Annotated in this window: 26 protein-coding genes and 1 other RNA gene; 6 read left to right on the plus strand and 21 right to left on the minus strand. The window is 31.0% G+C overall.

The features are described from left to right. Positions 1–73 precede the first annotated feature (73 nt). The 4 genes from ES045_RS14400 to ES045_RS14415 form a co-directional block, all read right to left on the minus strand. A complete protein-coding gene (locus ES045_RS14400) occupies positions 74–2,833 on the minus strand; it encodes a carboxypeptidase-like regulatory domain-containing protein (RefSeq protein WP_147116983.1) in 2,760 nt (919 codons plus the stop codon). Between the two features lie 37 nt (positions 2,834–2,870). Beyond that, positions 2,871–3,707 (minus strand): GLPGLI family protein, encoded by an 837-nt coding sequence (locus tag ES045_RS14405; RefSeq protein ID WP_147116984.1) that lies wholly within the window; start codon positions 3,705–3,707, stop codon positions 2,871–2,873. 99 nt (positions 3,708–3,806) lie between these two features. After that, positions 3,807–4,646 (minus strand): GLPGLI family protein, encoded by an 840-nt coding sequence (locus tag ES045_RS14410; protein WP_147116985.1) that lies wholly within the window; start codon positions 4,644–4,646, stop codon positions 3,807–3,809. Positions 4,647–4,649: 3 nt separating this feature from the next. Further along, a complete protein-coding gene (locus ES045_RS14415) occupies positions 4,650–5,015 on the minus strand; it encodes a hypothetical protein (RefSeq protein WP_147116986.1) in 366 nt (121 codons plus the stop codon). 214 nt (positions 5,016–5,229) lie between these two features. On the opposite strand from ES045_RS14415, the gene ES045_RS14420 reads away from it, so the two are divergent. The 3 genes from ES045_RS14420 (at position 5,230) to ES045_RS14430 (ending at position 8,108) form a co-directional block, all read left to right on the plus strand. Then, positions 5,230–6,759, plus strand: a complete 1,530-nt coding sequence (locus ES045_RS14420; protein ID WP_223267266.1) for a sensor histidine kinase — start codon at positions 5,230–5,232, stop codon at positions 6,757–6,759. Continuing rightward, positions 6,752–7,429, plus strand: coding sequence for a response regulator transcription factor (locus ES045_RS14425; protein WP_147116987.1), 678 nt, complete (start codon positions 6,752–6,754; stop codon positions 7,427–7,429). The genes ES045_RS14420 and ES045_RS14425 overlap by 8 nt, the downstream gene beginning before the upstream one ends. 64 nt (positions 7,430–7,493) lie before the next feature. Beyond that, positions 7,494–8,108 (plus strand): deoxynucleoside kinase, encoded by a 615-nt coding sequence (locus ES045_RS14430; protein WP_147116988.1) that lies wholly within the window; start codon positions 7,494–7,496, stop codon positions 8,106–8,108. A gap of 102 nt (positions 8,109–8,210) precedes the next feature. Here ES045_RS14430 and ES045_RS14435 read toward each other — a convergent pair whose 3' ends face one another. From ES045_RS14435 to ES045_RS14445, 3 genes are all read right to left on the minus strand, one after another. Continuing rightward, on the minus strand, positions 8,211–8,942 hold the full coding sequence (locus ES045_RS14435; protein ID WP_147116989.1) for a diphthine--ammonia ligase: 732 nt from the start codon (positions 8,940–8,942) through the stop codon (positions 8,211–8,213). 49 nt (positions 8,943–8,991) lie between these two features. Further along, positions 8,992–10,344 (minus strand): 30S ribosomal protein S12 methylthiotransferase RimO, encoded by a 1,353-nt coding sequence (gene rimO, locus ES045_RS14440; protein WP_147116990.1) that lies wholly within the window; start codon positions 10,342–10,344, stop codon positions 8,992–8,994. Positions 10,345–10,467: 123 nt separating this feature from the next. After that, complete coding sequence (locus ES045_RS14445) at positions 10,468–12,117, minus strand: amidase family protein (protein WP_147116991.1); 1,650 nt, start codon at positions 12,115–12,117, stop codon at positions 10,468–10,470. 213 nt (positions 12,118–12,330) lie between these two features. Here ES045_RS14445 and ES045_RS14450 point away from each other — a divergent pair, with 213 nt between their 5' ends. Then, positions 12,331–13,215: a LysR family transcriptional regulator gene (locus tag ES045_RS14450; RefSeq protein ID WP_147116992.1), complete on the plus strand. Its 885-nt coding sequence runs from the start codon at positions 12,331–12,333 to the stop codon at positions 13,213–13,215. Positions 13,216–13,289: 74 nt separating this feature from the next. Beyond that, entirely contained in the window at positions 13,290–14,210 is a 921-nt protein-coding gene (locus ES045_RS14455) for a YeiH family protein (RefSeq protein ID WP_147116993.1), read from the plus strand. Between the two features lie 100 nt (positions 14,211–14,310). Here the strand turns inward: ES045_RS14455 and ftsY are convergent, their stop codons facing one another. The 8 genes from ftsY to ES045_RS14495 form a co-directional block, all read right to left on the minus strand. Further along, a complete protein-coding gene (gene ftsY, locus ES045_RS14460) occupies positions 14,311–15,264 on the minus strand; it encodes a signal recognition particle-docking protein FtsY (protein WP_147116994.1) in 954 nt (317 codons plus the stop codon). Positions 15,265–15,504: 240 nt separating this feature from the next. Then, complete coding sequence (locus ES045_RS14465; RefSeq protein WP_147116995.1) at positions 15,505–15,657, minus strand: DUF4295 domain-containing protein; 153 nt, start codon at positions 15,655–15,657, stop codon at positions 15,505–15,507. Positions 15,658–15,709: 52 nt separating this feature from the next. Further along, positions 15,710–15,892, minus strand: coding sequence for a 50S ribosomal protein L33 (gene rpmG / locus ES045_RS14470; protein WP_077809620.1), 183 nt, complete (start codon positions 15,890–15,892; stop codon positions 15,710–15,712). A gap of 27 nt (positions 15,893–15,919) precedes the next feature. Then, positions 15,920–16,159: a 50S ribosomal protein L28 gene (gene rpmB, locus ES045_RS14475; protein WP_147116996.1), complete on the minus strand. Its 240-nt coding sequence runs from the start codon at positions 16,157–16,159 to the stop codon at positions 15,920–15,922. Between the two features lie 88 nt (positions 16,160–16,247). Then, positions 16,248–17,489, minus strand: coding sequence for a competence/damage-inducible protein A (locus ES045_RS14480; protein WP_147117042.1), 1,242 nt, complete (start codon positions 17,487–17,489; stop codon positions 16,248–16,250). Positions 17,490–17,542: 53 nt separating this feature from the next. Next, complete coding sequence (locus ES045_RS14485) at positions 17,543–18,151, minus strand: fumarylacetoacetate hydrolase family protein (RefSeq protein ID WP_147116997.1); 609 nt, start codon at positions 18,149–18,151, stop codon at positions 17,543–17,545. Positions 18,152–18,245: 94 nt separating this feature from the next. Continuing rightward, positions 18,246–19,115 carry a formyltetrahydrofolate deformylase gene (purU, locus tag ES045_RS14490; protein WP_147116998.1) on the minus strand — a complete coding sequence of 290 codons (870 nt, stop codon included), beginning with the start codon at positions 19,113–19,115 and terminating at the stop codon, positions 18,246–18,248. Positions 19,116–19,270: 155 nt separating this feature from the next. Next, positions 19,271–20,110, minus strand: a complete 840-nt coding sequence (locus ES045_RS14495; RefSeq protein WP_147116999.1) for a 1,4-dihydroxy-2-naphthoyl-CoA synthase — start codon at positions 20,108–20,110, stop codon at positions 19,271–19,273. Between the two features lie 65 nt (positions 20,111–20,175). On the opposite strand from ES045_RS14495, the gene ES045_RS14500 reads away from it, so the two are divergent. Further along, positions 20,176–21,336: an alpha/beta hydrolase-fold protein gene (locus ES045_RS14500; protein ID WP_223267267.1), complete on the plus strand. Its 1,161-nt coding sequence runs from the start codon at positions 20,176–20,178 to the stop codon at positions 21,334–21,336. Here the strand turns inward: ES045_RS14500 and ES045_RS14505 are convergent, their stop codons facing one another. From ES045_RS14505 to ffs, 6 genes are all read right to left on the minus strand, one after another. Then, entirely contained in the window at positions 21,337–22,026 is a 690-nt protein-coding gene (locus ES045_RS14505; RefSeq protein ID WP_147117000.1) for a transporter, read from the minus strand. Between the two features lie 6 nt (positions 22,027–22,032). Next, positions 22,033–22,527 (minus strand): DNA-binding protein, encoded by a 495-nt coding sequence (locus tag ES045_RS14510; RefSeq protein WP_147117001.1) that lies wholly within the window; start codon positions 22,525–22,527, stop codon positions 22,033–22,035. Continuing rightward, entirely contained in the window at positions 22,527–24,185 is a 1,659-nt protein-coding gene (gene menD, locus ES045_RS14515) for a 2-succinyl-5-enolpyruvyl-6-hydroxy-3-cyclohexene-1-carboxylic-acid synthase (protein WP_147117002.1), read from the minus strand. Before menD ends, ES045_RS14510 begins: the two co-directional genes overlap by 1 nt. Before the next feature lie 337 nt (positions 24,186–24,522). Then, positions 24,523–25,176: a fructose-6-phosphate aldolase gene (fsa, locus tag ES045_RS14520; RefSeq protein ID WP_147117003.1), complete on the minus strand. Its 654-nt coding sequence runs from the start codon at positions 25,174–25,176 to the stop codon at positions 24,523–24,525. A 137-nt stretch (positions 25,177–25,313) separates the two neighbouring features. Then, positions 25,314–26,117 (minus strand): SDR family oxidoreductase, encoded by an 804-nt coding sequence (locus ES045_RS14525; protein WP_147117004.1) that lies wholly within the window; start codon positions 26,115–26,117, stop codon positions 25,314–25,316. A 178-nt stretch (positions 26,118–26,295) separates the two neighbouring features. Continuing rightward, positions 26,296–26,394, minus strand: an RNA gene (gene ffs / locus ES045_RS14530) — signal recognition particle sRNA small type. Positions 26,395–26,422: the final 28 nt, after the last annotated feature.

The raw sequence follows: 26,422 nt of genomic DNA on the forward strand, positions 1-26,422 counted from the left end.
CGGCTAAAATAATAAAGTAAATAATAAATGGCCCAATTTCTTGAGCCATTTTATATTAAAAGTCTGTTTTAATTTATAATTGATAACGTACCCTAAGACTTACAAATCTTGGTAAAATAAAAGTCTCATTTATAGCATATGAAATAGTACCATTGTTAACACTTGTTTTAGAGCCTGTTCCTAAAAGGTTGCTTCCCACCAATTCGTATTCCCATTTTGCATCTTTATCTTTTCTATAAGCAATTGTTGTGTCCCAGATCTTAAATGCATTTTGCTTATTTCCGTCTTGTCTAACTTCATTGTAAGAAAAATCTGATCGCAGTGTTACAGCATCCCAAACATAAGCATCGAAACTAATGGATGGTTCATGTGTTACTCCTTTTATAATAGCCGCTCTTGCACTGTTGTCTTGGTCTGAAAAACGAACTGCATACTTTAAAGTTACATTTGGTGCTTTTCTAAAATTAGTACCAATACTTGTATTATAAGAATGACTATTAATTATATTCGTATTTTCTTGCTGATTTACAAATTGATACGTTTTACTATAATTAAAGTTTGCTCCTAAAGAGGTTTTTATTTTGTTAAAGGTCTTACCTACTCTACCAAATGCTGTAAAGCTTTCATTGTCCAATGGAGAGTTAATAGCTGTACTACTAGAAACTACAGAACCTGGTTCAAAAATTGTATTCCTGTTTATTTGATCTATTGTTTTCCTGTAATTAATCCTTGCAAATACATTGGTATAATTAAACAAGTTGAAACTAGAATAATTTAAGTTTAAGTTATGTAAACTTGCATTTGATAGCGCTGCATTTCCGAAGAAAAAAGAATTATAACTATTTGCTACAATACCTCTTGCTAATTGGTTTACATCTGTAAAATTAACTTCTTGTTTGTATGAGAAACGCAAACTTTCGCTTCTTTTAAACTGAGCAATCATATTAAACTCTGGAAAAAACTTCTGAAACGTATCTTTTAATAATTCAGTTTGATACTGTGTGTTTTTTACGGAATAAGAATGTACTGTAAAACCAGGTGTAAATGTAAAAACACCTGTTTTTAAGCGATATCTTATACCTGCATAAATATCTGTAAAATTATATTCTGTGTCATTTGTTGTTCTTGGATCTGTGTTTCCTGGAATTGTAGGGTTTGGATTAAAATTAGTTCCGTTATCTAAAATTTGGAAAAACTTAGAATCAAAATTCTGTTTACTTAAGATGGTTCCTACCACTAAATTCAAATTACTTTTCGAATTTAAAACATTATAATAATCTAATTTTGCGTCTAATTGATTCGACTTTACTTTTCTATCTTGTTCTAAATTATAAAACAAATTGCTTCTTTCTAATCCTAAACTTTCTGCTGCATCATCAAATCCATCATTATTTGCATCATCTTTATTGTTCGGATTGTTTTCTAAAGAAGCAACATAAAAAGGATCTTCATCTTGTAACTGATGTTTTACTTCCAAAGCAAAAATATTGTTCTCATTTGCTGTATAGAAATAACTTAAATTCTGATTAATAGTATAAGGCGTTGCTCTTTCTGTTTCTGAAATATCACTTACACTTAAAACTTGAGAGTTTACAGCATCTGTTCTAAATTCATTTGAAAAACGACCAATAAAATCATAATCTAATTGATTATTGATGTCTTTTTTATAATTCGCACTAAATTTAAACAATCCTGTATTACTGGTTTGATCTGTTAAACTCTGTATAAAGTCATCTGGAGTTATAGGATCTACGTAATCTATGCTATTGTTATTCTTCTGACCATTTTTATTACTAGAAAAAATAAGAAACCCGCTTACATCTAATTTTTTATTTGGGGAGTAACTAAAGTTTAAAGCGGTTAGTTTTGTTTCAATTTTATTTGCATTTCTACTACTTGCAGATAAAAAACCAATACCTGCACTTGCCAAACTAATATTTGTTCCGTTAGAAGGACTTTGACTTCTAAAACCGCCACTAAACCCTCTAATATCTCCTCTATCTAGAACAACTTCACCCATATTATTCACATCTCCAATTACATTTAAAGTGTATTTAGGTGAGTAATAAAATAATTTTGGCTGAAAAAGGTATAAATTTTCATCTGTAGCGTTTCCAACACCAGCAGTTACATCTCCAAACCAAAAGTTCTTTTTACCTTCTTTTAATTTGATATTGATAGCAACTCTATCTTGATTGTCTTGCACTCCTTTTAACTGACTCACATCACCAAAATTTCTTAAAACTTCAATTTTATCAACAGCATTCGAAGGAATATTTTTTACACCAAGTTTTGTATCTCCGTCAAAAAAATCCTTTCCATCGACCATTAATTTTTCGACTTTTTTTCCTTCAATTTCAATTTCACCAGCATCGTTAATTTCTACACCTGGCAATTTTTTTAAGACATCTTCTAACTTTCTTTCCGATCCGTTTTTAAAAGAATCTGCATTGTACACAATTGTATCTCCTTTTATGGTTACTGGCATTTTAGAGACAATAGTAATTTCATCTAAAAAATTATCTTCATTCAAAATTACGTCTTTACTAATATTTGCTGTTTTAGTTTCAATAACAAAATCTGCAGCTTTAAAACCGATGTAACTTATCTTAATATCGAACGTACTATTCTTGTCTAAATCTAATTTATACTTCCCTTTTACATCCGTGAAACCATAAGAAGACATTTTCTTGGTAATTTTATTTATGGCCAAAACATTTGCCATTTCTAAAGGTTCGCCAATACTATCTTTTACAACACCTGTAAGCGTTATTTGTGCATTAGAAACTAATGAAAACATTAAAAATGTTAGTAATAATAGTATTTTTTTCATTGTGTAATTATATTTGTTCTTTTTTGTTTTTTTTGATTTAAAATCTACCTCTTCCTCCACCGTTTCTGCCTCTTCTACTAAAGTTTTCTCTCATTTCTTTCATCTTTTCGGTAATGGTTTTAGTATATTCTTCTCTTGTTATTTCTTTTCCTTTTGTTGGCACTTCAATTGCTTCCTTTTCACCAGGATTTAAAACAATTTCTGTGCATAAAATAGTCGTTCTACCTTCGTTAATTTCTAAAATTAAACCTGGTAAACCCCAGTATTCTCCAGGACCATTACTTACAGGAATTTGTGGTGTGTACCACGCTGTTATTACAATTTGTTTTGGCGCCTCATCAACCTTTTCATCCTTTTTATTATCCTCGTCATTCCCTCTTCTAAAGTTTGAGAAATCTAAAGGATTTACATCTTTAGTTAGTGTTGCTTTGTAACAAACATATTCTCCAATTTTCTTTGTCTCACTTCCTAGCTCCCACTCTGGTCTTTCCATTGCATCAGAAATTAAGAAATTTTTACCAAAAAATTCTGTAGACTCTAAAGCTATTAAGTCTTTGGTGTTTTTATATTTTGTTCCGCCGCCAGATAAACCTCCAAATCTAAAACCACCACCAGCACCTGGCGCTTCTAATTTTGCATCTTCTTTATAGATCGAAGACGTCTTATCGAAAGTTAGAATGAATGTTTTTTCTAACATAGACTTCATTCTTTCTCCAATTTGCTTTTTTCTAGCCTCAGACATTTGTCCGTTTCTAGAAAAATTATCTAGATCTATGGTAGATTTAGACATGAAAGTTGCCTTTCCTTGAAAGTCTTTTTGAGCAAAAGTAGATACGGTTACCAGTGCTAGAAATAATGTAAATAATGGTTTCATAAGTTTTTTTTATCTAATTTGTATCCGAAATAGTTACAAACGTTGTTTCTTAGACTTAAAAAAAACGTAATAGTTTAATTGCTGCATAAAAAGCAAAAATTATCCTCCAAAATTAATTTCGATCGTGTTGCCTTTACTAGTTCCTCTTTTAGAACGAAAGCGCTCCATCATTTCTTTAGATTTTTCTTCCTGAATTTCATCAAACTTCCTTTGGTTTACTTTTTTTCCTTTCTTTGGTATTTCAATAAATATTTTTTCCTTCGGATTCAAAATAACTTCCGTGCAAACAATTGTGAGACTACCATCGTTTATTTCTAATATTAAACCAGGTAAACCACCAAAACTATCAGGTCCGTTACTAACAGGTATCTGCATTGTAAACCATGCTGTAGTTGTTTTGTTTACTTTTTCTTTTGTTTGTTTTAGTTCATTATTTACCATTTTCATTCGCACTTTATCAACCGCTACAGAATAAACTGCTTTGTAACATGTGTAAATCCCAATATTTTTAGTCTCAGACGTTAATTCCCAATCTAGCTGTTTTAATTTATCCTTTATTAAAAATGCTTTTCCCATAATATCGGTTTGGTGTACATACGTTTTCTCCTTACTATTTTTATACAGAATACTATTATTTCCGCCACCGCCAAAAGAAAGAACATTTATACCACCAGCTTGCGGTTGTGGTGTTTTTAAAGTTGCTTCTTGTTTGTAAATAGATTCTTGTTTTGTGAAATTTAAAGTATATGTTTTTTGAAACATTTTCTTCATTTTTTCTTCCATCTCTTTTTGAAACTTGTCATTAGAAGAAGATCCATTAATCGATTTTATTTTAAAAGAGTTTTTTCTATGTGTTTTATAAGTTGCTTTTCCTTGAAAATCTTGTGCAACTAAAGAAAGCACGAATAGTAATAAAGTTATTGTAATTATTAGTTTCATTATTTAGTTGTTTTTATAATTTTTAGCTATGTTAATTAATCCTTTTACCATCTTTTTTGCTTTTACAATTAAAGCATCAATATTTTTAGTTTTTCCCGACACGGTAAAAGATCCTTTGAATTTATTTTCAGACTCATTTAAATCAATTTCAAAAATTAGATTTACAATTTCATCTTCATTGTTCGATTCAAAAACACTTTTAAGATCGTTCCATTCGATGCTTTCTAATTCTTTTACAGAATTCGAAGAAAACTTTAAAGAGGTTCCTTTAGTTTCTATGTTTTTTGTGTCTGAAACAGCTGTTTTCTTCTCTTGACTGTAGCTACATATTGAAGAAATAAGTAATAATAAGGTACATAATTTTTTCATAAAGTATTATTTTAATTGCTACATTACAAAGATGCAAACCAAAACTATATTTTAAGGTTAACAAGTGTTAACGAGTGTTAACCAGTTCCTTTTATAATTTGCAGCAACTATATTTGTAATATGATAACTAAAAAACATCATTGGCTTTTATGTTTTATTCTAACAACAATTGTTGCAACTATTGCCATACAATTCTATTGGAACTTCAAAAATTATGAAGAAAATAAAAAGACAAGTAACTAATGAAATTCAACTGAGTTTAGACAACGCTGTAGAAGAATATTATTCTTCTTTGGCAAAAAGTAGTTTCTTAACAATCATTAAAAATAAGTATGATGATGGTGGTGGTGGTGAAAAAACTTTAGAAAAAAGTGCCTTTGGAAAAATTTTAAATAAGTTAAAAAAGAATACTTCTGAGAAGGAAAAACCTAGCATAACCATTACGAGTTTAAAGTTTACTTCAGATGAAAACATGTCTAAAGAAGCAAGAGATTCTTTAATGAATTCTACAAAAGATTTTGTTTCTAAATTTAACTTAGACCAAGATGCTCATCAAGGTACTAAAGAAATAAAACGAATTGACGATAAAAAAGTGTCCACGCAATTTACAGATAAAAGAAAGGGATTCACATTAAATTCCGACACATCTAAAACCAATGTAAAATACTTTCAAGGTAAAAAAGCTGCAGATAGTTTAAAGTTCTTAACCAATTTAAAACCAATTTTTATTTCTTTTTTAGATCAATCTGTCGAATATGAAAAAATAGACTCTCTTATAGAAAAACAACTGAAGAAAAAAGGCCTTGATTTAAAGACCAGCTTTCATCACCTAAAAAAAGACACTTTATTTCATCAAACAAAAGATTCTGTTTTAAATTTTAAGGCATTTTCTGTAAGTTCTAAATCTACTTTTGTTAGAGAAGATGAAGCTTTTGAGTTGCTTTACAACAATCCGACTACCGAAGCTTTAAAGAGAAGTTCTTTCGGAATTTTCTTGTCGTTATTATTGTCTTTAGGTGTAATTTCTAGTTTGTTTTATTTATTAAAAATCATCAATCAACAAAAACAATTGGCAACTATAAAAAACGATTTAATTAGCAACATAACACACGAGTTTAAAACTCCAATTGCCACAATTTCTGCCGCTATTGAAGCCATTGAAAATTTTAATGTTTTAGAAGATAAAAAGAAAACGAAGAAATACCTTTCGATGTCTTCGGTTCAATTGAAGAAATTGCATCAAATGGTAGAAAAATTATTAGAAACTGCCACCTTAGATAGTGAACAATTAATTTTAAAAAAAGAAACCATTAATATTATTGAAACTATTAAAAAATTAGTGGCTAAGCATCAGTTTTTGCACTCAGAAAAAGAAATTACGTTTTCTTATAATCTACAACCTATTTACTTACATATAGATCTTTTTCATTTTGAAAATACTATTTCTAATTTAATTGATAATGCTGTAAAATACGGTGGAAAAAACATAGAGATTAATGTAAATTTAATTTTAGATACCACCCAAATTTCTGTTGCAGATGATGGTTACGGAATTGATAAAAATCAGCAAGAAAAAATATTTGATAAGTTTTATAGAATTCCTAAAGGAAATACGCATGATGTAAAAGGTTTTGGAATTGGTTTGTATTACAGTAAAAAAATCATAGAAAAACACAATGGAACTTTAACTTTATCTTTAACAAAAAATAGCACAATTTTTAAAATAACCTTGCCTAATGAATAATATAAAAGTGCTTTTAGCTGAAGATGAAGCAAGTTTAGGACTGATTGTAAAAGAGAGTTTAGAATCTAGAGGTTTCACCGTTTTTCATGCCAAAAATGGTAAAGAAGCTTTAGAGTTTTACAAAGATAAGCATCCAGATATTTTAGTTTTAGATGTAATGATGCCAATAAAAGATGGTTTTACATTGGCAAAAGAAATAAGGTTAGAGAACAAAGCAATTCCTATCATTTTTCTAACTGCAAAATCTCAAACAAGTGATGTTTTAGAGGGATTTAAACATGGTGGAAATGACTACTTAAAAAAGCCTTTTTCTATGGAAGAGTTAATTGTTAGAATAAAGTCTTTGCTGCATAGAGTTGCGTTAAAAACCAATTCTGAAAATCGTATCATTGGAAATTATTCCTTTAATTTAACAAAGCAAACTCTTACTTTTTCTACCGAAGAACAAACACTTACACACAGAGAAGCAGCATTACTATTTTATTTGTATGAAAATAAAAATGAGGTTTTAGACAGAACTTTTATCTTAAATAAATTGTGGGGAAATGACGATTTTTTTAACGCAAGAAGTATGGATGTTTTTATTTCTAAATTAAGAAAGAAGTTAAACAAAGATCAAAACATTCAGATTTTAAACGTGAGAGGTTTTGGTTATAAATTGATTTGTTAATTACTTTTCAAATTATAAATTTTGTGTACCTTTATGCACCTTTTTAACCTTATACTTTATAAATATGCACGTTGCAATTGCAGGAAACATTGGCGCTGGTAAAACCACGCTAACCAAACTTTTAGCGAAACATTACAAATGGGAACCTCACTATGAAGCTGTAGATGAGAATCCGTATTTAGATGATTTCTACACAGAAATGGAACGTTGGTCTTTTAATTTACAAGTGTATTTTTTAAACAGTCGTTTCAGACAAATTTTAGAACTAAGAGAAACTGGTAAAAACATTATCCAAGATAGAACCATTTATGAAGATGCACATATTTTTGCACCTAATTTACATGCAATGGGCTTAATGACAAATAGAGATTATAACAACTATTCTTCTTTATTTGAACTGATGGAAAACCTAGTAAAACCGCCCGATTTATTAATTTATTTACGTGCAGATATTTCTACCTTGGTAGGGCAAATTCACAAACGTGGTAGAGAATATGAAAATTCTATTTCTATCGATTATTTAAGTAGATTAAATGAGCGCTACGAAGCGTTTATTTCTACTTACACTAAAGGAAAATTATTAATAATTGATGTTGATAATTTAGATTTTGTAGACAACCAAGAAGATTTAGGCTATGTTATAGATCGTATAGATGCTCAAATAAACGGTTTGTTTTAAACAAAATAAGAATCGAATACTATATTAAATCCGCTCTATTGAGCGGATTTATTGCTTCTAAAATAAATTTAGAGCTTACTCTTAAAAGGATTTTATCCTAAATTAATTAGGTAATAAATCGCAATACCAAAAACCAGTATCGTGACTTGTTTCTTCTTTTTTAGGTTGATGACAATTGTCATCTTCATTGTCATGCAATGTGTAGGATCGCATTACTTTTTCGCCTATAGAGAAGTGAACAGGTTCTTTAAAAATAGGCCCATCAAAAACAAAGGTATGGAATTCGCCATTTTCTCCGCAAACATCAACATTATCTGGTAAATCTTTTATAAATTGTTCATCTATAACTCGACCAACAAATTCTTCGCCTAATAACTTCGCATTTACGCAAACGGTAATTGCTTTAAATCCTAAATCTAAAAACTCTTGTAAGACTTCTTTTGTGTCAGTTTTCCAAAGAGGATACACTCCTATAACACCAACTTCTGCTAATTTAGAATCTCTATAATTTCTTAAATCTTCTAAAAGAATATCACCAAAAATACTATGTGAATATCCTTTTTCAACTAAAGAAGCCATCGCATCTTTCATAATTTCAGCATACAAATCCATGGTAACATCCGCAGGAAATTCTATGGTTTTTAAATTGATTCCTATCGATTTGGCTTGCTCGATTAACAATTCATTTCTAAGGCCATGCATAGAAACTCTATCGAAATCTTTATTTACCGTAGTTACCAATAAATCTAAATTATAAGTGGGGTCTTGTAGTACTTTATGTAAGGCCAAGGCAGAATCTTTACCAGAACTCCAATTAAAATAGGTGTTTTTCATCGTAGTAATTTGCATAAAAAAATCCTACATAAAGTAGGATTTTTATTATTTATTTTCTTTTTTGATGTAAAGAAATTGGCTTTTCAACTTTGGTTACTGGGGTTCCGTATAAATCGTAATCTCCAGCTTCATGAATTTCAATGTCTATAAATTCGCCAATTTTTATATAATGTTCCTTAGCATCTACAATTACATCATTGTCTACATCTGGTGAATCAGACTCTGTTCTTCCGTAGAAAAACTCGCCATCTTTTCTATCGAACAAACATCTAAATGTTTTACCCACTTTTTCTTGATTCAATTCCCAAGAAATTTGAGATTGAATTTCCATAATTTCATTTACTCTTTGAAACTTTACTTCTGCAGGCACATCATCTTCTAAAAGATATGCACTTGTATTTTCTTCATGAGAATATTCGAAAGCTCCCATGCGTTCAAAACGCATTTCCTCTATCCAATCTTTCAATTCTTGAAACATTTCTTCTGTTTCTCCAGGATACCCAACAATTAGCGTAGTTCTAATTGCCATTTTTGGCACAGCTTCTCTAAATTTATGAATTAATGCCGTTGTTTTTTCATGTGTTGTTCCTCGTTTCATCGATTTTAACAACTCTGTATTAATGTGTTGTAAAGGAATATCTAAATAATTACACACTTTAGGTTCGCGTTTCATAACCTCTAAAACATCCATAGGAAACCCAGTAGGAAAAGCATAATGCATACGAATCCATTCAATTCCGTCTACTTTGGCAAGCGCTTCTAATAATTGTGCTAATGATCTTTTTTTATAGATATCTAAACCGTAATAGGTTAAATCTTGTGCGATTAGCATGATTTCTTTAATTCCTTTTTCTGCTAATTTTGTTGCTTCTGTAACAATATCTTCAATAGGTGTAGAAACGTGTTTTCCTCTCATTAAAGGAATTGCACAAAAAGAACAAGGTCTATCACAACCTTCTGCAATTTTTAAATAGGCGTAATGCTTTGGTGTCGTTGTTAAACGTTCTCCAATTAGTTCGTGCTTATAATCTGCTTCTAAAACCTTTAATAAATTAGGCAAATCATGCGTTCCAAAGTATTGATCTACATTCGGAATTTCTGCTTCTAAGTCTGGTTTGTAACGTTCACTTAAACAACCAGAAACAAAAACTTTATCAATTTCTCCTGCTTCCTTTCTTTTTGCGTAATGTAAAATAGTATCAATACTTTCTTCTTTGGCTTTACCAATAAAACCACACGTATTAATTACAACAATATTTCCATCATCCTCTGGATCTTCATGAACAACGTCTTTTCCATTGGCTTTCAACTGTCCCATTAATACTTCAGAATCGTAAATGTTCTTAGAACAACCTAAAGTAACAACGTTAATCTTATTTTTCTTGATGGTTTTTGTACGCATATTTGTAGCTTTTTGCCTTTAGCGATTCGCTTTGAGCAGTATATTCTTTTATTTTTTGCCTTAATACTATAAAACATTAAAACGAGTGCAAAAATAGTGCTTTTTAAATGATTGGTATTCTTTCTATTGATAGTTTTTAGGCATTTTTCTCACTTTTGTCAATTGTTCAAAAGCATACCCAATTTCTAATAATTTTCTTTCGGAAAAAGGCACTCCAATAAACGTTAAACTTATAGGTTCTCCAGAATTTTTATATCCCATAGGAACCGTAAGTGTTGGGTACTTTGCCACTGCTGCAATACCAGAATGATAGTTGTTAATAGACAGAATAGCATCTAATTTCTCATCTTTTAAAGCTTCAAAAAATTTTCTTCCTTCTTTTTCTAAATTGTTCTTAATTACCTTTAATTCTCTTAAAGTGGTTTTGTCGTTTACAATCCCGTCAAATAACTGTTGTCCGTAAGGAGCTCTTAAAACAGAATCTTGTAAATTGAATGCAGTCACCTCTTTTACTGACTTTATCTTTATTTTTTTGTCTGCAAATTTAGATAAATACCTTGGTAAATCGTGTTTCATATCGATATTTAACAAGGTTGTAAAACCCTCGAAAGAAATTTCTGGTGGCGTAATTTCTACAATCTCTACACCTACTTTTCGAAATCTTTCTACGGTTGCTGCATAGATAGAATCTGCCATCAGTGTTTTTAAAACGCCTAATTTTCTATCTTCAAATTTTTGTTTGAATCCATTTTGATAATAATCTTCTTCTATTTTTTTGGAAGCCCGATCTTTTCTATCGTAACCACTCATTGCATTCATAAAAATAGCATTGTCAATTACATTTCTTGTCATGGGGCCGGGAGTATCTAATGTTGAAGAAATTGGTACAATTCCCTTTCTACTAAAAACACCAATGGTTGGCTTTAAACCCACTACAGAATTTAAACTAGATGGCGACGTAATAGAACCTGCAGTTTCTGTACCAACTGCTGCTACTGCAAAATTTGCAGCGATGGCAACACCACTTCCCGCAGAACTTCCGCCGGTTTCAAAAATGCCTCTTCCATACGGATTTAAGGTCTGTCCACCAATTGCAGAATACCCCAACGGACAACCCGAGCAGAAAAAATAAGCCCATTCACTTAAATTTACTTTTCCTAAAATTAACGCACCATTTTCGCGCAATTTTTCCACAATAAAAGCGTCTTTGGTGTTTTTATTATCTGCCAAAACGATTGCACCTGCAGTTGTTGGCATATCTTTGGTATTGATATTGTCTTTTAATAACACAGGCATTCCGAATATAGAGTGCTCGCTATTCTCTTTTCTGTGCTGATCTCTTGCTCTTGCTTGTTTTAAAACATCAGGATTTAAACTGATAATGCTGTTTAACGATTTTGTAGAATCACTCTCAAATTTCCGAATTCGGTACAAATAAAACAAAGTTAGTTTTTCGTAAGAAAGTTTTCCTTCTTTGATATTTTTTTGAAGCGTAGGAATGTCTTGTTCTAAAATAAGTGGTTTTAATGCAGTATAATTTTCCTCTGAAAAATAGGCTAAATCTTCATTAAAGGATTCAAAAACAGTATTCATGTCTAAGTATTTAGACTGAAACAGTTTGAATTGCATTCTGTTACTTTCATGACTTTGCTGTTTTTCTAAAGCTGCAGTTTCGTCATATTTTTTAAAAATAACTAGTGGTCCTTTTTCTTTTTTGGTTTGACAGCCAATAACAAAAGAAATGGAAACTATACAAAGTAAAAATTTTTTCATGAGTCTGAATTATAACATCAAAGATACTGTTTAAAACCTTTTTAAATATACTTGTTGAATAATGAGATTACAACGATAGGAATAAGCAAAAGGATAAACTTCTTAATCAATTAGATAGAAAAACCTCGAGGATATTAAGTTTGTTTCTCAATTTTATTTTTTAGAACTTCGCTATTTACAGGTTTAAATTATTAAAATTGTAAATAAGCGCTTATGAAAACAAAACTTCTTACTTTTAAAGTTGTCGTAAACCATTTAAGTTTTACTAAAGCTGCCGAACAATTATTTATTTCTCAACCTGCAATCTCTAAAACAATAAGAAATTTAGAAGAAGCATATAAAACGACTCTATTTCTAAGAAAAAGGAACTCCATAGAATTAACCAGCGAAGGAAAAGCCTTTTTAATTTACACCAATAAAATTTTAGGTATTTATACGGAAATGGAAAATACATTCTTACACAAAAGTGAGCATTTCCCTGGTTTGGTAAGCTTTGGTGTTAGCTCAACATTGGCAAATTACATCATGCCTAAAGTAATTGCAAAGTTTAGAGTTCAGTTTCCCAAAACAAAATTTAAGATAACTACAGGAAACTCAGACGAAATTGAAGGACTAATATTAAATCAAGAATTAAACTTCGGAATCATAGAAGGTAAGAACACCAATCGAAAATTACAATTCAATAAATTTACTAAAGATGAAATTGTATTAGTTACTAATGCTAAGAATCAAACTTTTAAAAAAGGAGCTATTAACCTAAAAGTATTGCAAGAAATTCCGTTTATTTCACGTGAGATGGGCTCCGGAACTAAAGAGATTGTATTTCAATATTTAAACAATCATAATATTAAAAAACTAAACACAGTAGTCACATTAAATAGTACTGAAGCTATTAAAAATTATCTTTTTAATTCTGACAATTATGCTTTTATCTCGATTCATGCAATATCTGAGGATTTAATAAATAACAAACTTAAAATTATTGATGTAAAGGATTTAGCTATTGAAAGATGGTTTTATTTTGTTTCTAGAACCGGATATCAATCAGATTTAATGACTAAATTTGAAAAATACACCTTAAACAACTATAACTTTTAGTTATATCAAACAATAAATTAATTTGCTTTAAAGTTATTTAATGTATCTAATTTTGTATCGATAAATCAAACGATATGAAAAGTACAGTCACAAAAATAATTTTCTTTTTAATAGCAATTATTGTGCTATTTAGTTCAATTAATAGTGCGACAGCGCTAATAGTAGGATTTATATTTGCACTGATTTTTAAGAATCCTTTTAAATCTAGTAGTCATAAAGCCATTCATCATTTTTTAAAAATAGCTGTAGTAGGTTTGGGTTTTGGTATGCTCATAAAAGAAACACTTGCTACCAGTAAACAAGGCTTTAGTTTAACCTTTTTCTCTATTATTCTAACAATTAGTTTAGGACTATTGCTTACTAAGCTATTTCAATTAGACAAAAAACTAGGTTATTTAATTACTTCTGGAACAGCTATATGCGGAGGAAGTGCCATTGCTGCAATTTCACCTGTAATTAAAGCGAATAACAAATCTATAAGCACTGCTTTAGGAATTGTATTTTTATTAAACTCTATTGCATTATTTGTTTTTCCTGCAGTTGGACATTTGTTACACTTGTCACAAGAACAGTTTGGTTTGTGGTGTGCCATTGCAATACACGACACCAGTTCTGTTGTTGGTGCAGCTTTAAGCTACGGGGAAGAAGCCTTAAGAATTGCAACAACCGTAAAACTATCTAGAACACTTTGGATAATTCCGTTATCAGTTTTTTCAGTTTTCCTTTTTAAAACGAAAGGTGAAAAAATAAAAATCCCCTATTTCATTTTACTTTTTATCGTAGCAATATTTATAAATAGTTACCACTTACTTCCTACTTTAATAACAAGTGAAATTGTGTGCTATTCTAAAAGGTTATTAATACTAACATTATTTCTTGTAGGGTCTACAATTTCTATAACAGATTTAAAATCAACTGGAATAAAACCAATACTCTTAGCTTTATGTTTGTGGATTTTCATTTCAGTTTTTTCGCTAATTTATATTGTGTCCTAAATAGAAATTAAAGAAAAAAATGATAAAGTGATATTCATTTTTGAACATAAAAAAAACTCCTTTAAGGAGTTTTTTCTTTACTTTATAATGAATTTATTTTCTACTTAAAAAAAGAATCTACAAACTCGTGCTTGTTAAAAACTTGTAAATCGTCGATGCCTTCTCCTACTCCGATATATTTAACAGGTATTTTAAATTGATCTGAAATACCAATTACAACTCCTCCTTTTGCTGTACCATCTAATTTCGTAACTGCCAAAGAAGTAACTTCGGTTGCTAAGGTAAATTGTTTTGCCTGTTCAAATGCATTTTGACCAGTAGAACCATCTAAAACCAATAAAACTTCATGTGGTGCGTCTACTATTACTTTTTGCATTACACGTTTAATTTTTGTCAACTCATTCATTAAATTGACTTTATTATGCAATCTACCAGCAGTATCTATAATTACAACATCTGCATTTTGTTTTACCGCAGATGTTAACGTATCAAACGCTACAGAAGCAGGGTCAGACCCCATATCTTGACGTACAATTGGCACATCTGTTCTATCTGCCCAAACCTGTAGTTGATCTATGGCTGCTGCTCTAAAAGTATCTGCTGCTCCTAAAACTACTTTTAAACCTTGTTTTTTAAATTGTGCTGCCAACTTACCAATTGTAGTTGTTTTACCAACTCCGTTCACACCAACAACCATTATTACATACGGTTTTTTATCTGCTGGAATTGTAAATTCGGTTTCATTACCAAGATTGGTTTCAGATAATAAACCTGCAATTTCTTCTCTAAGAATTTTATTCAGTTCGTCTGTACCAACGTATTTGTCTTTGGCAACTCTTGCTTCTATTCGTGTAATAATTTTTAACGTAGTATTTACACCAACATCAGAAGCCACTAGAACCTCTTCTAAATTATCTAAAACATCGTCATCTACTTTAGATTTACCCGCAACAGCTTTAGATAGTTTATCTAAAAAATTAGTTTTTGTTTTCTCTAAACCTTTGTCTAATGTTTCCTTTTTTTCTTTTGAAAATATCTTTTTAAAAAAACTCATTTTTATATTTTATACGATACAAAGAATACGTTAAAAAACGTGCCATTTGTTGGGTTTGGTCAAATTGTCACTTAAAATGCCTTTTGCGTTAGCGATAGAGGCTTTGCTGGAGCTCCTTGCAAAGAGCGACTGCCGAAAGCGCGACCTTTAGGGAACGCCCAAAAATACGGAATAATAAGGCACAAAAAAAGCTACTTTCTAAAATTAGAAAGTAGCTTTATATATTTTGTATAGTAAATATTACTTTTTTGCTAAAAAGCCATCTACTTTCTCTGGTTGCATAATTGATTCTACAAAAGTGTAAGCTCCTGTTTTTGGAGATTTTACCATTTTTATAGCTTTACATAATCTTTTTGAAGATGTTTGTAATGATGCTACTGTTTTTTTTGCCATTGTCTAAATGTTTTTAATCTATATGCTCTGTTCTGAGTTCTAGATATATTAATTATTTAATTTCTTTGTGAACAGTCATTTTATTTAAGATAGAGTTAAATTTCTTAATCTCCATTCTATCAGGACTGTTTTTCTTGTTCTTTGTTGTAATGTATCTAGAAGTACCTGGTTTACCAGTTGCTTTGTGTTCTGTACATTCTAATATTACTTGAACTCTGTTACCTTTTTTTGCCATCTCTGTATAATTTTAATCTGCTTGAACTTACTTAGTTAAAAATCCGTTAGCTCTCGCTTCTTTTATAACTGCAGAAATTCCTTTCTTGTTAATATTTTTTAAAGCAGACGCAGATACTTTTAAAGTGATCCATTTATCTTCTTCTGGAATGTAAAAACGCTTGTTCATTAGATTAGCGTCAAACTTTCTCTTTGTTCTATTCAAAGCGTGAGAAACATTGTTCCCAACCATTGCTTTTTTTCCTGTTAATTCACAAACTCTAGACATCTTTTCGACAGTATTTATAGTGTTATCTCTAAACGAGGTGCAAATGTACATATAAATCTAATTCTGAACAAAACAATTTTACACATTTTTAAAGAATTTCTTTTCGCAAGATTTCTAATGATTTACTAACAGTTCTATTAATGACCTTTTCTCTGGGTTGGCCAAAGTTAAATTCTTGCACAATTTCTTTCTCATCTGAGATAAAAGCAACGTAAACTACGCCTACACTTTTATCTGTATCATCTGTTGTGGGGCCTGCATTTCCTGTTACTGCAATTGCGTAATTTGTTTGCAGTTTCTCTTTGACTCCTCTCGCCATTTCTAACGCTACTTCTTTACTTACAACCGTATGTTTTTGTATCGTTTCTGCGGAAACCCCCAATAAATTAATTTTTGTTTCTGCAGAGTACGCTATAATACTTCCTTTATAATAGGCAGATGAACCTGCTACCGAAACTAAAGTCGCTGCTATTTGACCACCCGTTACACTTTCTGCAGTAGCAATTGTTTTATTCGCTTTCTTTAACAACTCGCCTACACTTCTCTCTAAAGAGCTATCATCATCTAAACCTGTAATAATTTCTGGTATTAATTGATAAATTGCTTTTACCTTCTCATTCAATGCTTTTTCTAGAATTTCTCTGTTTTCGCCTTTGGCGGATAAACGCAGTCTAACTTTACCAAAAGAGGGCAAATAAGCCAACTTGATATAAGCCGGTAAATTGTTTTCAAATTCTTCAATTCTTTCGGCAATCATACTTTCGCCTGCACCATAGGTCATAATTGTTTTATGAATAATAAAAGGCAACTTAAATTGTTTCTGAATTCTTGGTAAAACCTGCTCGATAATTAATCCCTTCATTTCATAAGGAACTCCTGGAAGTGACACAAAGACAGTATTATTTTCATAAAACCACATTCCTGGTGCCGTTCCTAAATTATTCATTAATAGGGTAGCTTTTGAAGGCAATTGTGCTTGCGTACGCTGAATTTCCTGAAATGGATGCTTTATCTTTTGAAACAGTTCTTTTATATGCGCTACAACTTCGGGATACTCTACAATAGCATCATCTTTAAAAAATTCTGCAATTGTTTTCTTAGTGATATCATCTTTTGTAGGGCCTAAACCTCCAGTAATGATAACAATAGCGACTCTTTCTTGTGCTTCTTTAAAGGCATTAAGAATGTGCTGTTTATCATCTTGAATAGACGTTATTTGATATACTGAAACTCCGATTTTATTTAATTGCTGACCAATCCACTGTGAATTTGTATCTACAATTTGTCCGATTAGAATTTCGTCTCCTATAGTTATGATTTCTGCTTGCATATATTTTAAAATTTCAGACCCCACAATTTTAAAACCTGTGAAATCTCAATAATTTACTTCACTCTAATATTAAAAGCTTCTTTGCCTGCTATAATTCCTTTTAAATGATCATTCTCTACAACTTTACCAACTCCTGCGGGTGTTCCTGTAAAAATAATGTCTCCTTTTTTTAAGGTAAAGTATTGCGAAACATAAGAAATCAATTCATCTGTTTTCCACAACATTGCATTGGTGTTTCCATCTTGAACAATCTCATCATTCTTATACAATTGAAATTGTAAGTTTTCTAAGTCGAAATCTTCCTTCGGATAAAACTCACCTACAACTGCGCTTCCATCAAATGCTTTCGCTTTTTCCCAAGGCAATCCTTTTTCTTTGCATTTAGCTTGCACATCTCTCGCTGTAAAATCAATTCCTAATCCGATTTCATCATAATATTTATGCGCAAACTTTGCATCTATGTGTTTTCCTACTTTATTAATTTTTATCAAAACCTCTACTTCATAATGAACATCTTTAGAAAAAGGGGGAATAAAAAAAGGATTTTTTCTTGGTAAAATAGCAGAATCTGGCTTTAGAAAAACAACAGGATTATCTGGTCTCTCGTTGGCTAACTCTTCAATATGCTTTGCGTAATTGCGCCCAATACAGATTATTTTCATTTTTATGTATTGAAAATTAAATGGTTCAAAAATTAAAATTCATGCTTTTATTTATACTCGACTGCAAACTGCAACTGAATTACTGCCTACTTTTTTATTCCCCAGCTTCTGGAAAAACAATTGCTCTATTTCCTGAAACGATTATTTGATGGTTTAAATGGCATTTTACCGCTCTTGCCAGTACCAATTTTTCTATATCTGCACCAATTATTTTTAAAGTTGTTGGTGTACTTTCGTGCGTTACAGGTTTTACATCTTGCTCTATAATTGGTCCTTCATCTAAATCTACAGTCGCATAATGTGCGGTTGCTCCTATTAATTTTACGCCTCTTTCGTATGCTTTTTTATAAGGATTTGCACCTTGAAAAGCAGGCAAAAAAGAATGATGAATATTGATAATTCTCTTTGGATAATGATTGATAAAATCTGCTGATAAAATTTGCATATATCTAGCCATAATCACTAAATCTACTTCATTAGCATCTAATAGCGCTATAACTTCTGCTTCTTGCTGTAGTTTAGTCTCTTTTGTAACTGGAAGATAATGAAAGGGTATTTCAAACATTTCTGCAATGTTTCTTAGTTTATCATGATTACTGATAATCATTTTTATAGTACAATCTAAACGACCTTCTTTAGATCGCTCTAGCAAATCGTATAAATTATGACTTGTATGCGAAACCATAATGGCAACATTCTGCTTTGTACCGCCATAATTTACAGACCAATCAAATTGTAACGGTTTTGCCAATTCTAAAAAACTATTTTCTAAAGTATTTTTAGATATTTCTGTTCCTTCTGCATTTAAACGAACTCTCATAAAATAAGTATCTTCAATGGCATTTACATATTGCTGACAACTTATAATATTGAATCCTTTTTCATAAAAGAAACTGGTGATTTTTGCAACCAGTCCTTTTTGATCTGGACATTTTATTAAAAATGTTACTATTTGTGATTTCATTGTAATTAATTATGAATTACGAGTTATCAGAATTCGTAATTGAAAATTTAAAAAATTTTAATTAAGACTTCAATAAGCTCATTCTGACAGCTATAATTTATAACGACCCCTTTAAACTGCAACTAAAAACTGCCAACTGAAGACTAAAAATTGATCTATGGTATCCATTTTTTAGGAAAATTAGGCTTTCTTTTCTCCAAAAAAGCATCTCTTCCTTCTTTTGCTTCATCCGTCATATATGCTAAACGCGTTGCTTCGCCAGCAAAAACTTGTTGTCCCACCATTCCGTCATCTGTTAAGTTCATGGCAAACTTTAGCATTCTTATCGAAGTCGGACTTTTCTCTAAAATTTCTTGTGCCCACTCATACGCCGTACTTTCTAATTCTTCGTGCGGAATAACTGCATTAACCATTCCCATATCGTAGGCTTCTTGAGCTGAATAATTTCTTCCTAAAAAGAAAATTTCTCTCGCTCTTTTCTGACCTACCATTTTTGCCAAATACGCAGAACCATAACCACCATCAAAAGAGGTTACATCTGCATCTGTTTGTTTAAAAATAGCGTGTTCTTTACTTGCCAAAGTTAAATCACAAACGACATGTAAACTATGTCCGCCACCAACTGCCCAACCTGGCACCACTGCAATTACTGCTTTTGGCATAAAACGGATCAAACGTTGCACTTCTAATATATTTAATCTATGATACCCATCTTCACCGACATACCCTTGATGACCTCTTGCTTTTTGATCGCCACCAGAACAGAAAGAATAAACACCGTCTTTTGTACTAGGTCCTTCTGCAGAAAGAAGCACAACCCCTATTGATGTATCTTCGCCTGCATCATAAAAAGCATCGTATAATTCTTTGGTTGTTTTTGGTCTAAAAGCGTTTCTAACATTAGGTCTATTAAAGGCTATTCTAGCAACTCCATTACACTTTTTGTAAGTAATATCTTCATATTCTTTGGCTACTTTCCATTCAGGTTGTATCATATTTTTGTATTTTAGACGTTCTAAGAGAGAACAAACATTCTTGTTTACAAAAATAAACATTCTAAATGATGATTCAGAAATCGCTTCCATTAATATTCTTCTTTTTTTCACTTTGTAGTTTTTCACAAACAATTCTAAAAAAAACAATTACATCCGATTATGCAGATGATCAAAGAGAAATAAAAATATACCTTCCGGAAGGTTATGATGAGAAGGAAGAAAAATACTATCCGCTAGCAATTGTTTTAGATGCTGAATATTTATTTGACGCTTATGTTGGTAACGCAGTACTATTTGCAGCGAAAGACAAAGCGCCAAAACAAATTATTATTGGAATTCAAATGGCAAATACGCGGAAAAAAGACACTTATTTTAACATAGATAATGGAAATTTAACCACAGATAACGAAAAGTTTTATCAGTTTATAAAAAATGAAATTATTTTTGATATAGAGAGCAAGTACAAAACTTCGCCATTTATTTCTATGATTGGTGAAGGAACTTCTGCCAACCTAATTACAAATTTTCTAAGAGAACAGACTCCATTTATAAATGCTTACATCTGCATAAACCCAACTTTTTCAAATTTTATTGGCGGTCAAATGCAAGATTATAATTTACCTAGACTTCAAAAAAAGGACAATACTTTTTATTTTTACACTAATAATGCTACTATTTTCTCTGATGCGAAGCAGACAAGAATAAGCGAATTACAAAAAGGGCTTGCCAGTTTAGAAATCAAAAATTTTAATATTATTAATGATACTATTATCACAAATAGTAGTATTTCTGCTATTAGCGAAGCAATTCCTAGAGCTCTTACAAAAGTATTTGATATTTATTCGGCAATCTCTAAAGAAGAATTTGAGACTAAAGTAAAAGACTTATCTCCTATAAATGTCATTTCTTACCTAGAAAATAAATACTTAGATATTGAATATTTATTCGGAAGTAATTTAGGCATTAGAGAGCAAGATATTTTTGCTATTGAAAATATTATTATAGAAAAAGAAAACGGTGATCAGTTATTAAGTTTTGGTAAAATGATCTTAAAATTATTTCCTTCTTCTCCTTTGGGAGATTACTACATCGGACGTTATTATGAAGAGGGTAAAAACATCAAAAAAGCATTAAAACATTATAAGATTGGGTACGGAAAAATGGATCCAGGAGACCCAAATTCCGATGCTTTTTATGAAAATATATTAAGATTGGGTGGCAGGTAATTATTTCTTTTGGGTCGGAATTCTCCAAGTAACCCCAGCACCTCCAAAGAAACCTTCATTTTTCCCTATAAGTGCATCTAATTGTAAATTATTATTTAAAAGGTAATAGACACCAGCATCAAAATTCATTTGAAAGCTATTATTTGAAAATGTACCATAAGTTTCTGCAAAGACACCAACTTTATCATTAAATGCATACGATAAATTGAAAATGTAAATACCATTATCAAAACCTAAATTATCATTTAAATGAAGTCCAAGATTAACGGTATATCCAAGTTTTTCAGAAAAAGAACTACTAAGAATATAAATTAATTGTGTACTACTTATACTACTACCCAAGTCATGTGAAAGTTGTAAACTAGATTGTACTTTATTTTCCTTTTTACTTAGGTTATACCTTGCACCAACGGTAAAAGATTCTAAATCTCCCCCAAATGTATCTCCAGATAAAACAAAACCAGAATTCACCTCAAACCTTTCAGAAAAACCATATCTAAAATAAGAACTTGGGTAAAACTCTGAAGTACTCTCAGTAAAATCGATTCCCGTTTGAACTTGGAAAACTTTTTCACCAACAGTACTAGAAGATAATGCTTGCCCTGGTCTATCTGACGCCAAATACTCTGTATATTGAGCGCTTGCCATTGTAGCTGTTAATACTAACGCAATAAATAATAACTTTTTCATTTCTCTTTACTTCACCAACTCAATTCTGTCTTCTTTAATTAGAATTAATTTTTGCTTGTACAGATTACCAACTGCTTTTTTAAATGCTTTTTTGCTCATTTTCATATGAAAACGAATAGAATCTGGTGAACTTTTATCTGTAATTAAAATAAAACCTTCTCTACTATCTTTTAATCTAGCTAGTACTTTATCAACATCCGAATCAATCACATTTCTAAAACCTTGTGGTCTTAAAGAAACATCTATTTTACCATCTTCACGAATGTTCTTCACATAGCCAACAACCTCCATATTCTCTTCAAGTTCCTGGAAAACTTCACTTCTAAAAAGTAAACCGTCAAATTCTTCATTAATTAAAACAGTGTAACCTAAACCTGTTTCAGTTTCAATGATTAAGCTCACTTTCTCTCCCTCCTTCAAGTTCATTGCTCCTTCTTCCAAGTTCTCTTCTCCGTCTTGTAAATTATCTTCTCCTTCTCGTAAATCTTCTTGTAAACCCATTACTGTATATATTTAAAATATTCCTTTAAAATTAAATCATTTGCTTCACTTGGCGTGAAAATTTCTAATATTTTTGGTTTTTCTGATGTTTCATAAAAACCTTTTAACGTTGTTCTTACTGTTGCTGTGGTGTTTGCTTTTAAATAATCGAAACCATACATTTTACATAAATGTTCTGCCGTTAAATGATGCGGAGTCTCAAAATACCTCGCAGCATTTGTTGTTCCTGGTCCTGGAATAATTTTAAAAATTCCGCCACCAGCATTATTAATTATTATAATTCTAAAATTCTCCTTAATATTGGTATTCCACAATGCATTACTGTCGTAGAAAAAACTTAAATCTCCTGTTATAAAAACAGTCTGATTTTTATTTGCAAAAGCAGCTCCAACAGCAGTACTTGTACTTCCATCAATTCCGCTTGTACCTCTATTACAGAACACGTTGTTTGTTTTATCAATACTAAACAATTGTGCATATCTAATAATAGAACTATTGCTAATTTGCAACTGATTATACCTAGGAACACTTGCTATAATTTGTTCAAAAACTTTAAAATCTGAATGCTTTATTTCTGATAAATATGCAGCGTGTTTTATCCGTTTTTCATCACGGAATTGCAACCATTTTTGTTGATACTTACTTTCTTTTTTTATTATTGTTGTATTAAATTTGGTAAAGAAATCTAACGGTTTTATTTGAATAAATTCTGATAAACAAAAAAACGTATTTACAGCTTTATTTTCATCAATATTCCAATGATGCTTTGGTGGATACTTTCTTAAAAATTGTTTTATTTTCTTAGAAATAATCATGCCTCCAAAAGTGATTAATACTTCTGGTTTTAAATCTTCAAACTGATGCTCATCCAAAGAAAAAATTAACTGATCTATAGAATCAATCGCTTTGTGTTGGTGTAAATTAGAGGTCGTTTCTATTAAGATTAGTACAGATGCATCATCCGCATACAAATCCATTAATTGATGTAAATCTTCATCCGGATAATTCACGCCCACTAAAATCATTTTCTTTTCGGCTGCATTCCAAATTTTAGATAAATAATCATACGCTATATGAGAATTATCTAAAGAACTTAAAGAAATATGCGGAAAATTAAAAGGGGTTAACTCTTCAACTGTTTCATACAAAGGTTCATCAAAAGGAACATTTATATGCACAGGCCCTTTTTGTGAAACTGCTATTTGTAACGCCTCTCCTATTAATTGAGAGTTTCTGGTTTTGTATTTCTCATTTTCAATTAAATTTGCAGAAAATAAAATATGATTTTCAAACACGTTTTCTTGACGTATCGTTTGTCCGTCTCCAATATCAATTAAATGTTTTGGTCTGTCTGCAGAAATTACAACTAACGGAATATTACTGTAAAAAGCTTCTGCAATTGCCGGATAATAATTTAACAAAGCAGAACCAGAAGTACATACAATTGCAACCGGTTTTTGCGTTTGTTGCGCAATACCTACTGCAAAAAAAGCAGCACATCGCTCATCTACCACGCTTAATGTTTCAATTTCTGGATGGTTCGAAAAACCAACCGTTAAAGGAGCATTTCTTGAACCTGGAGAAATAACAACGGTCTCAATATTAAATTGACAACAGGCTGAAATTACAATTTGTGCGAGTTCTTTTTTTGGATACATTTTAAATCTTTTTTAAGATTTAAAAGTTTTTAGTTGTCGATTTTAATCATTAAAGAAAAATCAACAACTAAAAACCATTTTTATTATATTGCTAGTGCTCTTTTGCAACGAGTACCGAATACCTTTTATTTTTTTTTGGCTGACACTCGTAAAAACGAGCGCTAGCTTTTCATTTTTCTTTTTGTTTGCAAACAAGTTTAGCCCTGATTGAAGTGACATCCTTTTTTTGTTTTTCTCAAAAAAAGATACAACGAAAAGCAGGAAATAGCTTCAAATAATCAGTATTTAATTGCAAGTACATACCCACAATTAAACACTAATAACTAAAAATTATTTTCTAGTTTCCTTTCTTGTAATCTTCTAAAAACTTTGCCAAACCACTATCTGTTAAAGGGTGTCTTAACAAACCTTCGATTGCGCTTAAAGGCCCCGTCATTACATCAGATCCTAATTTTGCACAATCTATAATGTGCATCGTATGACGCACAGAAGCAGCTAAAATTTGAGTTTCAAATCCGTAATTATCATAAATTAAACGAATCTCAGAAATCAAGTTCAAACCATCTGTAGAAATATCGTCTAAACGACCAATAAACGGCGAAACATACGTTGCACCTGCTTTTGCTGCCAATAAAGCCTGACCCGCAGAAAACACCAACGTTACATTTGTTTTAATTCCTTTAGAAGAAAAATATTTACACGCTTTAATACCATCTTTTATCATTGGTAATTTTACTACAATTTGCGGATTTAAAGCAGCCAAAGCTTCACCTTCTTTTACCATGCCGTCAAAATCTGTAGCTATTACTTCTGCAGAAACATCACCTTCTACCAACTCACAAATTTCTTTGTAATGGTTAATAATGTTCGCTTCACCAGTAATTCCTTCTTTAGCCATTAAAGACGGATTTGTAGTTACACCATCTAAAATTCCTAAAGCTTGCGCTTCTTTAATTTGCTCTAAATTTGCAGTATCAATAAAAAATTTCATTTGTATCTATTTAGTTGTAATTATTATGTTTTTTTTGGGCGTTCGAGCGGGCTTTTCGCACTCGCTTTTTTTGTTAGAAAAAACAAAAAAGAGCTCAAACAATTGCTTCAATCCCTAACGCAAAGATAGTTACTTATTTACAATTTATAATGGTTCATCATCAACTTTTCAAACCATAAATCTGGCAAAATTCGTTTTAAAACAATAGAAAACTTATCTAAACTCGCACCTACTTTATAATGTATTTTAGGATTTTTTTTATTTATAATTTTATAAACTGCTTTCGCCATTTCTACAGGATCCATTCCATCTTCTACATGTGCATCCATTAAATCTAAATTTACTTGGTAATTTTCTTTGTAGGCAGATGTTTCAAAAACAGGCGTATGGTATCTTCCTGCGGCAATATTAGTAGCAAAATCTCCCGGAGCAACGTTTACAACTTTAATTCCGAAAGGTTTCACCTCCATACTTGCCGCTTCTGTGATGGTTTCTAAAGCTCCTTTTGTGGCAGAATACAAACCCCTAAAGGGCAACCCCATATACCCCGCAATAGAAGTTATATTTATAATTGTGCCTGCTTTTTGATATCGCATTTGTGGTAAAACCGCTTTCATTACATCGATAGTACCAAATAAATTGGTATTAAAAACAGCGCGCATTTTATCTGTAGGCGTATCTTCTATTGGGCCTGTAATTCCCATTCCTGCATTGTTTACCAAGACATCTAACCTGCCTTCTTTTTTAATTATAAAATCGATGGCGGTAGTAATGGTATCCACTTTTAAAACATCTAAAGCAATTAGTTCAAAAGGTAATTTCTCACTTTTTATAGGGTTCCTACTAGTTCCATATACTTTGTATCCTTTTTCAGATAAAAAAACAGCAATAGATTTTCCTATTCCAGAGGAAGCTCCAGTAATTAGTACAACTTTAGACATAAAATATTAAGAATTAAAATATTGAAGAATTGAGAAGAACTCTTTTTTAATCTTTCAATACTTTCTGCAAATATCTTAAAAGTAAATGAAGTATGCTAAATTTTAGAAAAAGGAAATAAAGAATGTGTTTGTTTGTGTGACTTTTTGAAGAGATCTTAAATTAAATTTAAGATAAAAAAAATGGCAAGCTACCTACATCACACCGCTACAACCTAATACCTTTGCTGCGTTCCCGCCCTGGAGGATTCAAAGGGAGCTAGTTGTGTAGGACTTGCCGCTGCAAATTTACAACAGATTTTTCTTCT

Origin of the sequence: Polaribacter sp. IC073, assembly GCF_007997075.1 — a bacterium.
Lineage (GTDB): Bacteria > Bacteroidota > Bacteroidia > Flavobacteriales > Flavobacteriaceae > Polaribacter.

Coding starts and splice junctions, on each gene's coding strand:
- ES045_RS14450 (WP_147116992.1), top strand. CDS start 12,331: ATGAAAACAAAACTTCTTACTTTTAAAGTTGTCGTAAACCATTTAAGT.
- ES045_RS14465 (WP_147116995.1), bottom strand. CDS start 15,657: ATGGCAAAAAAAACAGTAGCATCATTACAAACATCTTCAAAAAGATTA.
- ES045_RS14525 (WP_147117004.1), bottom strand. CDS start 26,117: ATGTCTAAAGTTGTACTAATTACTGGAGCTTCCTCTGGAATAGGAAAA.
- ES045_RS14495 (WP_147116999.1), bottom strand. CDS start 20,110: ATGATACAACCTGAATGGAAAGTAGCCAAAGAATATGAAGATATTACT.
- ES045_RS14415 (WP_147116986.1), bottom strand. CDS start 5,015: ATGAAAAAATTATGTACCTTATTATTACTTATTTCTTCAATATGTAGC.
- rpmG (WP_077809620.1), bottom strand. CDS start 15,892: ATGGCAAAAAAAGGTAACAGAGTTCAAGTAATATTAGAATGTACAGAA.
- rpmB (WP_147116996.1), bottom strand. CDS start 16,159: ATGTCTAGAGTTTGTGAATTAACAGGAAAAAAAGCAATGGTTGGGAAC.
- ES045_RS14405 (WP_147116984.1), bottom strand. CDS start 3,707: ATGAAACCATTATTTACATTATTTCTAGCACTGGTAACCGTATCTACT.
- ES045_RS14430 (WP_147116988.1), top strand. CDS start 7,494: ATGCACGTTGCAATTGCAGGAAACATTGGCGCTGGTAAAACCACGCTA.
- ES045_RS14435 (WP_147116989.1), bottom strand. CDS start 8,942: ATGAAAAACACCTATTTTAATTGGAGTTCTGGTAAAGATTCTGCCTTG.
- ftsY (WP_147116994.1), bottom strand. CDS start 15,264: ATGAGTTTTTTTAAAAAGATATTTTCAAAAGAAAAAAAGGAAACATTA.
- purU (WP_147116998.1), bottom strand. CDS start 19,115: ATGAAATCACAAATAGTAACATTTTTAATAAAATGTCCAGATCAAAAA.
- ES045_RS14485 (WP_147116997.1), bottom strand. CDS start 18,151: ATGAAAATAATCTGTATTGGGCGCAATTACGCAAAGCATATTGAAGAG.
- ES045_RS14500 (WP_223267267.1), top strand. CDS start 20,176: ATGATGATTCAGAAATCGCTTCCATTAATATTCTTCTTTTTTTCACTT.
- rimO (WP_147116990.1), bottom strand. CDS start 10,344: ATGCGTACAAAAACCATCAAGAAAAATAAGATTAACGTTGTTACTTTA.
- ES045_RS14400 (WP_147116983.1), bottom strand. CDS start 2,833: ATGAAAAAAATACTATTATTACTAACATTTTTAATGTTTTCATTAGTT.
- ES045_RS14445 (WP_147116991.1), bottom strand. CDS start 12,117: ATGAAAAAATTTTTACTTTGTATAGTTTCCATTTCTTTTGTTATTGGC.
- ES045_RS14410 (WP_147116985.1), bottom strand. CDS start 4,646: ATGAAACTAATAATTACAATAACTTTATTACTATTCGTGCTTTCTTTA.
- ES045_RS14510 (WP_147117001.1), bottom strand. CDS start 22,527: ATGGGTTTACAAGAAGATTTACGAGAAGGAGAAGATAATTTACAAGAC.
- ES045_RS14455 (WP_147116993.1), top strand. CDS start 13,290: ATGAAAAGTACAGTCACAAAAATAATTTTCTTTTTAATAGCAATTATT.
- ES045_RS14505 (WP_147117000.1), bottom strand. CDS start 22,026: ATGAAAAAGTTATTATTTATTGCGTTAGTATTAACAGCTACAATGGCA.
- ES045_RS14425 (WP_147116987.1), top strand. CDS start 6,752: ATGAATAATATAAAAGTGCTTTTAGCTGAAGATGAAGCAAGTTTAGGA.
- ES045_RS14420 (WP_223267266.1), top strand. CDS start 5,230: ATGAAGAAAATAAAAAGACAAGTAACTAATGAAATTCAACTGAGTTTA.
- ES045_RS14480 (WP_147117042.1), bottom strand. CDS start 17,489: ATGCAAGCAGAAATCATAACTATAGGAGACGAAATTCTAATCGGACAA.
- menD (WP_147117002.1), bottom strand. CDS start 24,185: ATGTATCCAAAAAAAGAACTCGCACAAATTGTAATTTCAGCCTGTTGT.
- fsa (WP_147117003.1), bottom strand. CDS start 25,176: ATGAAATTTTTTATTGATACTGCAAATTTAGAGCAAATTAAAGAAGCG.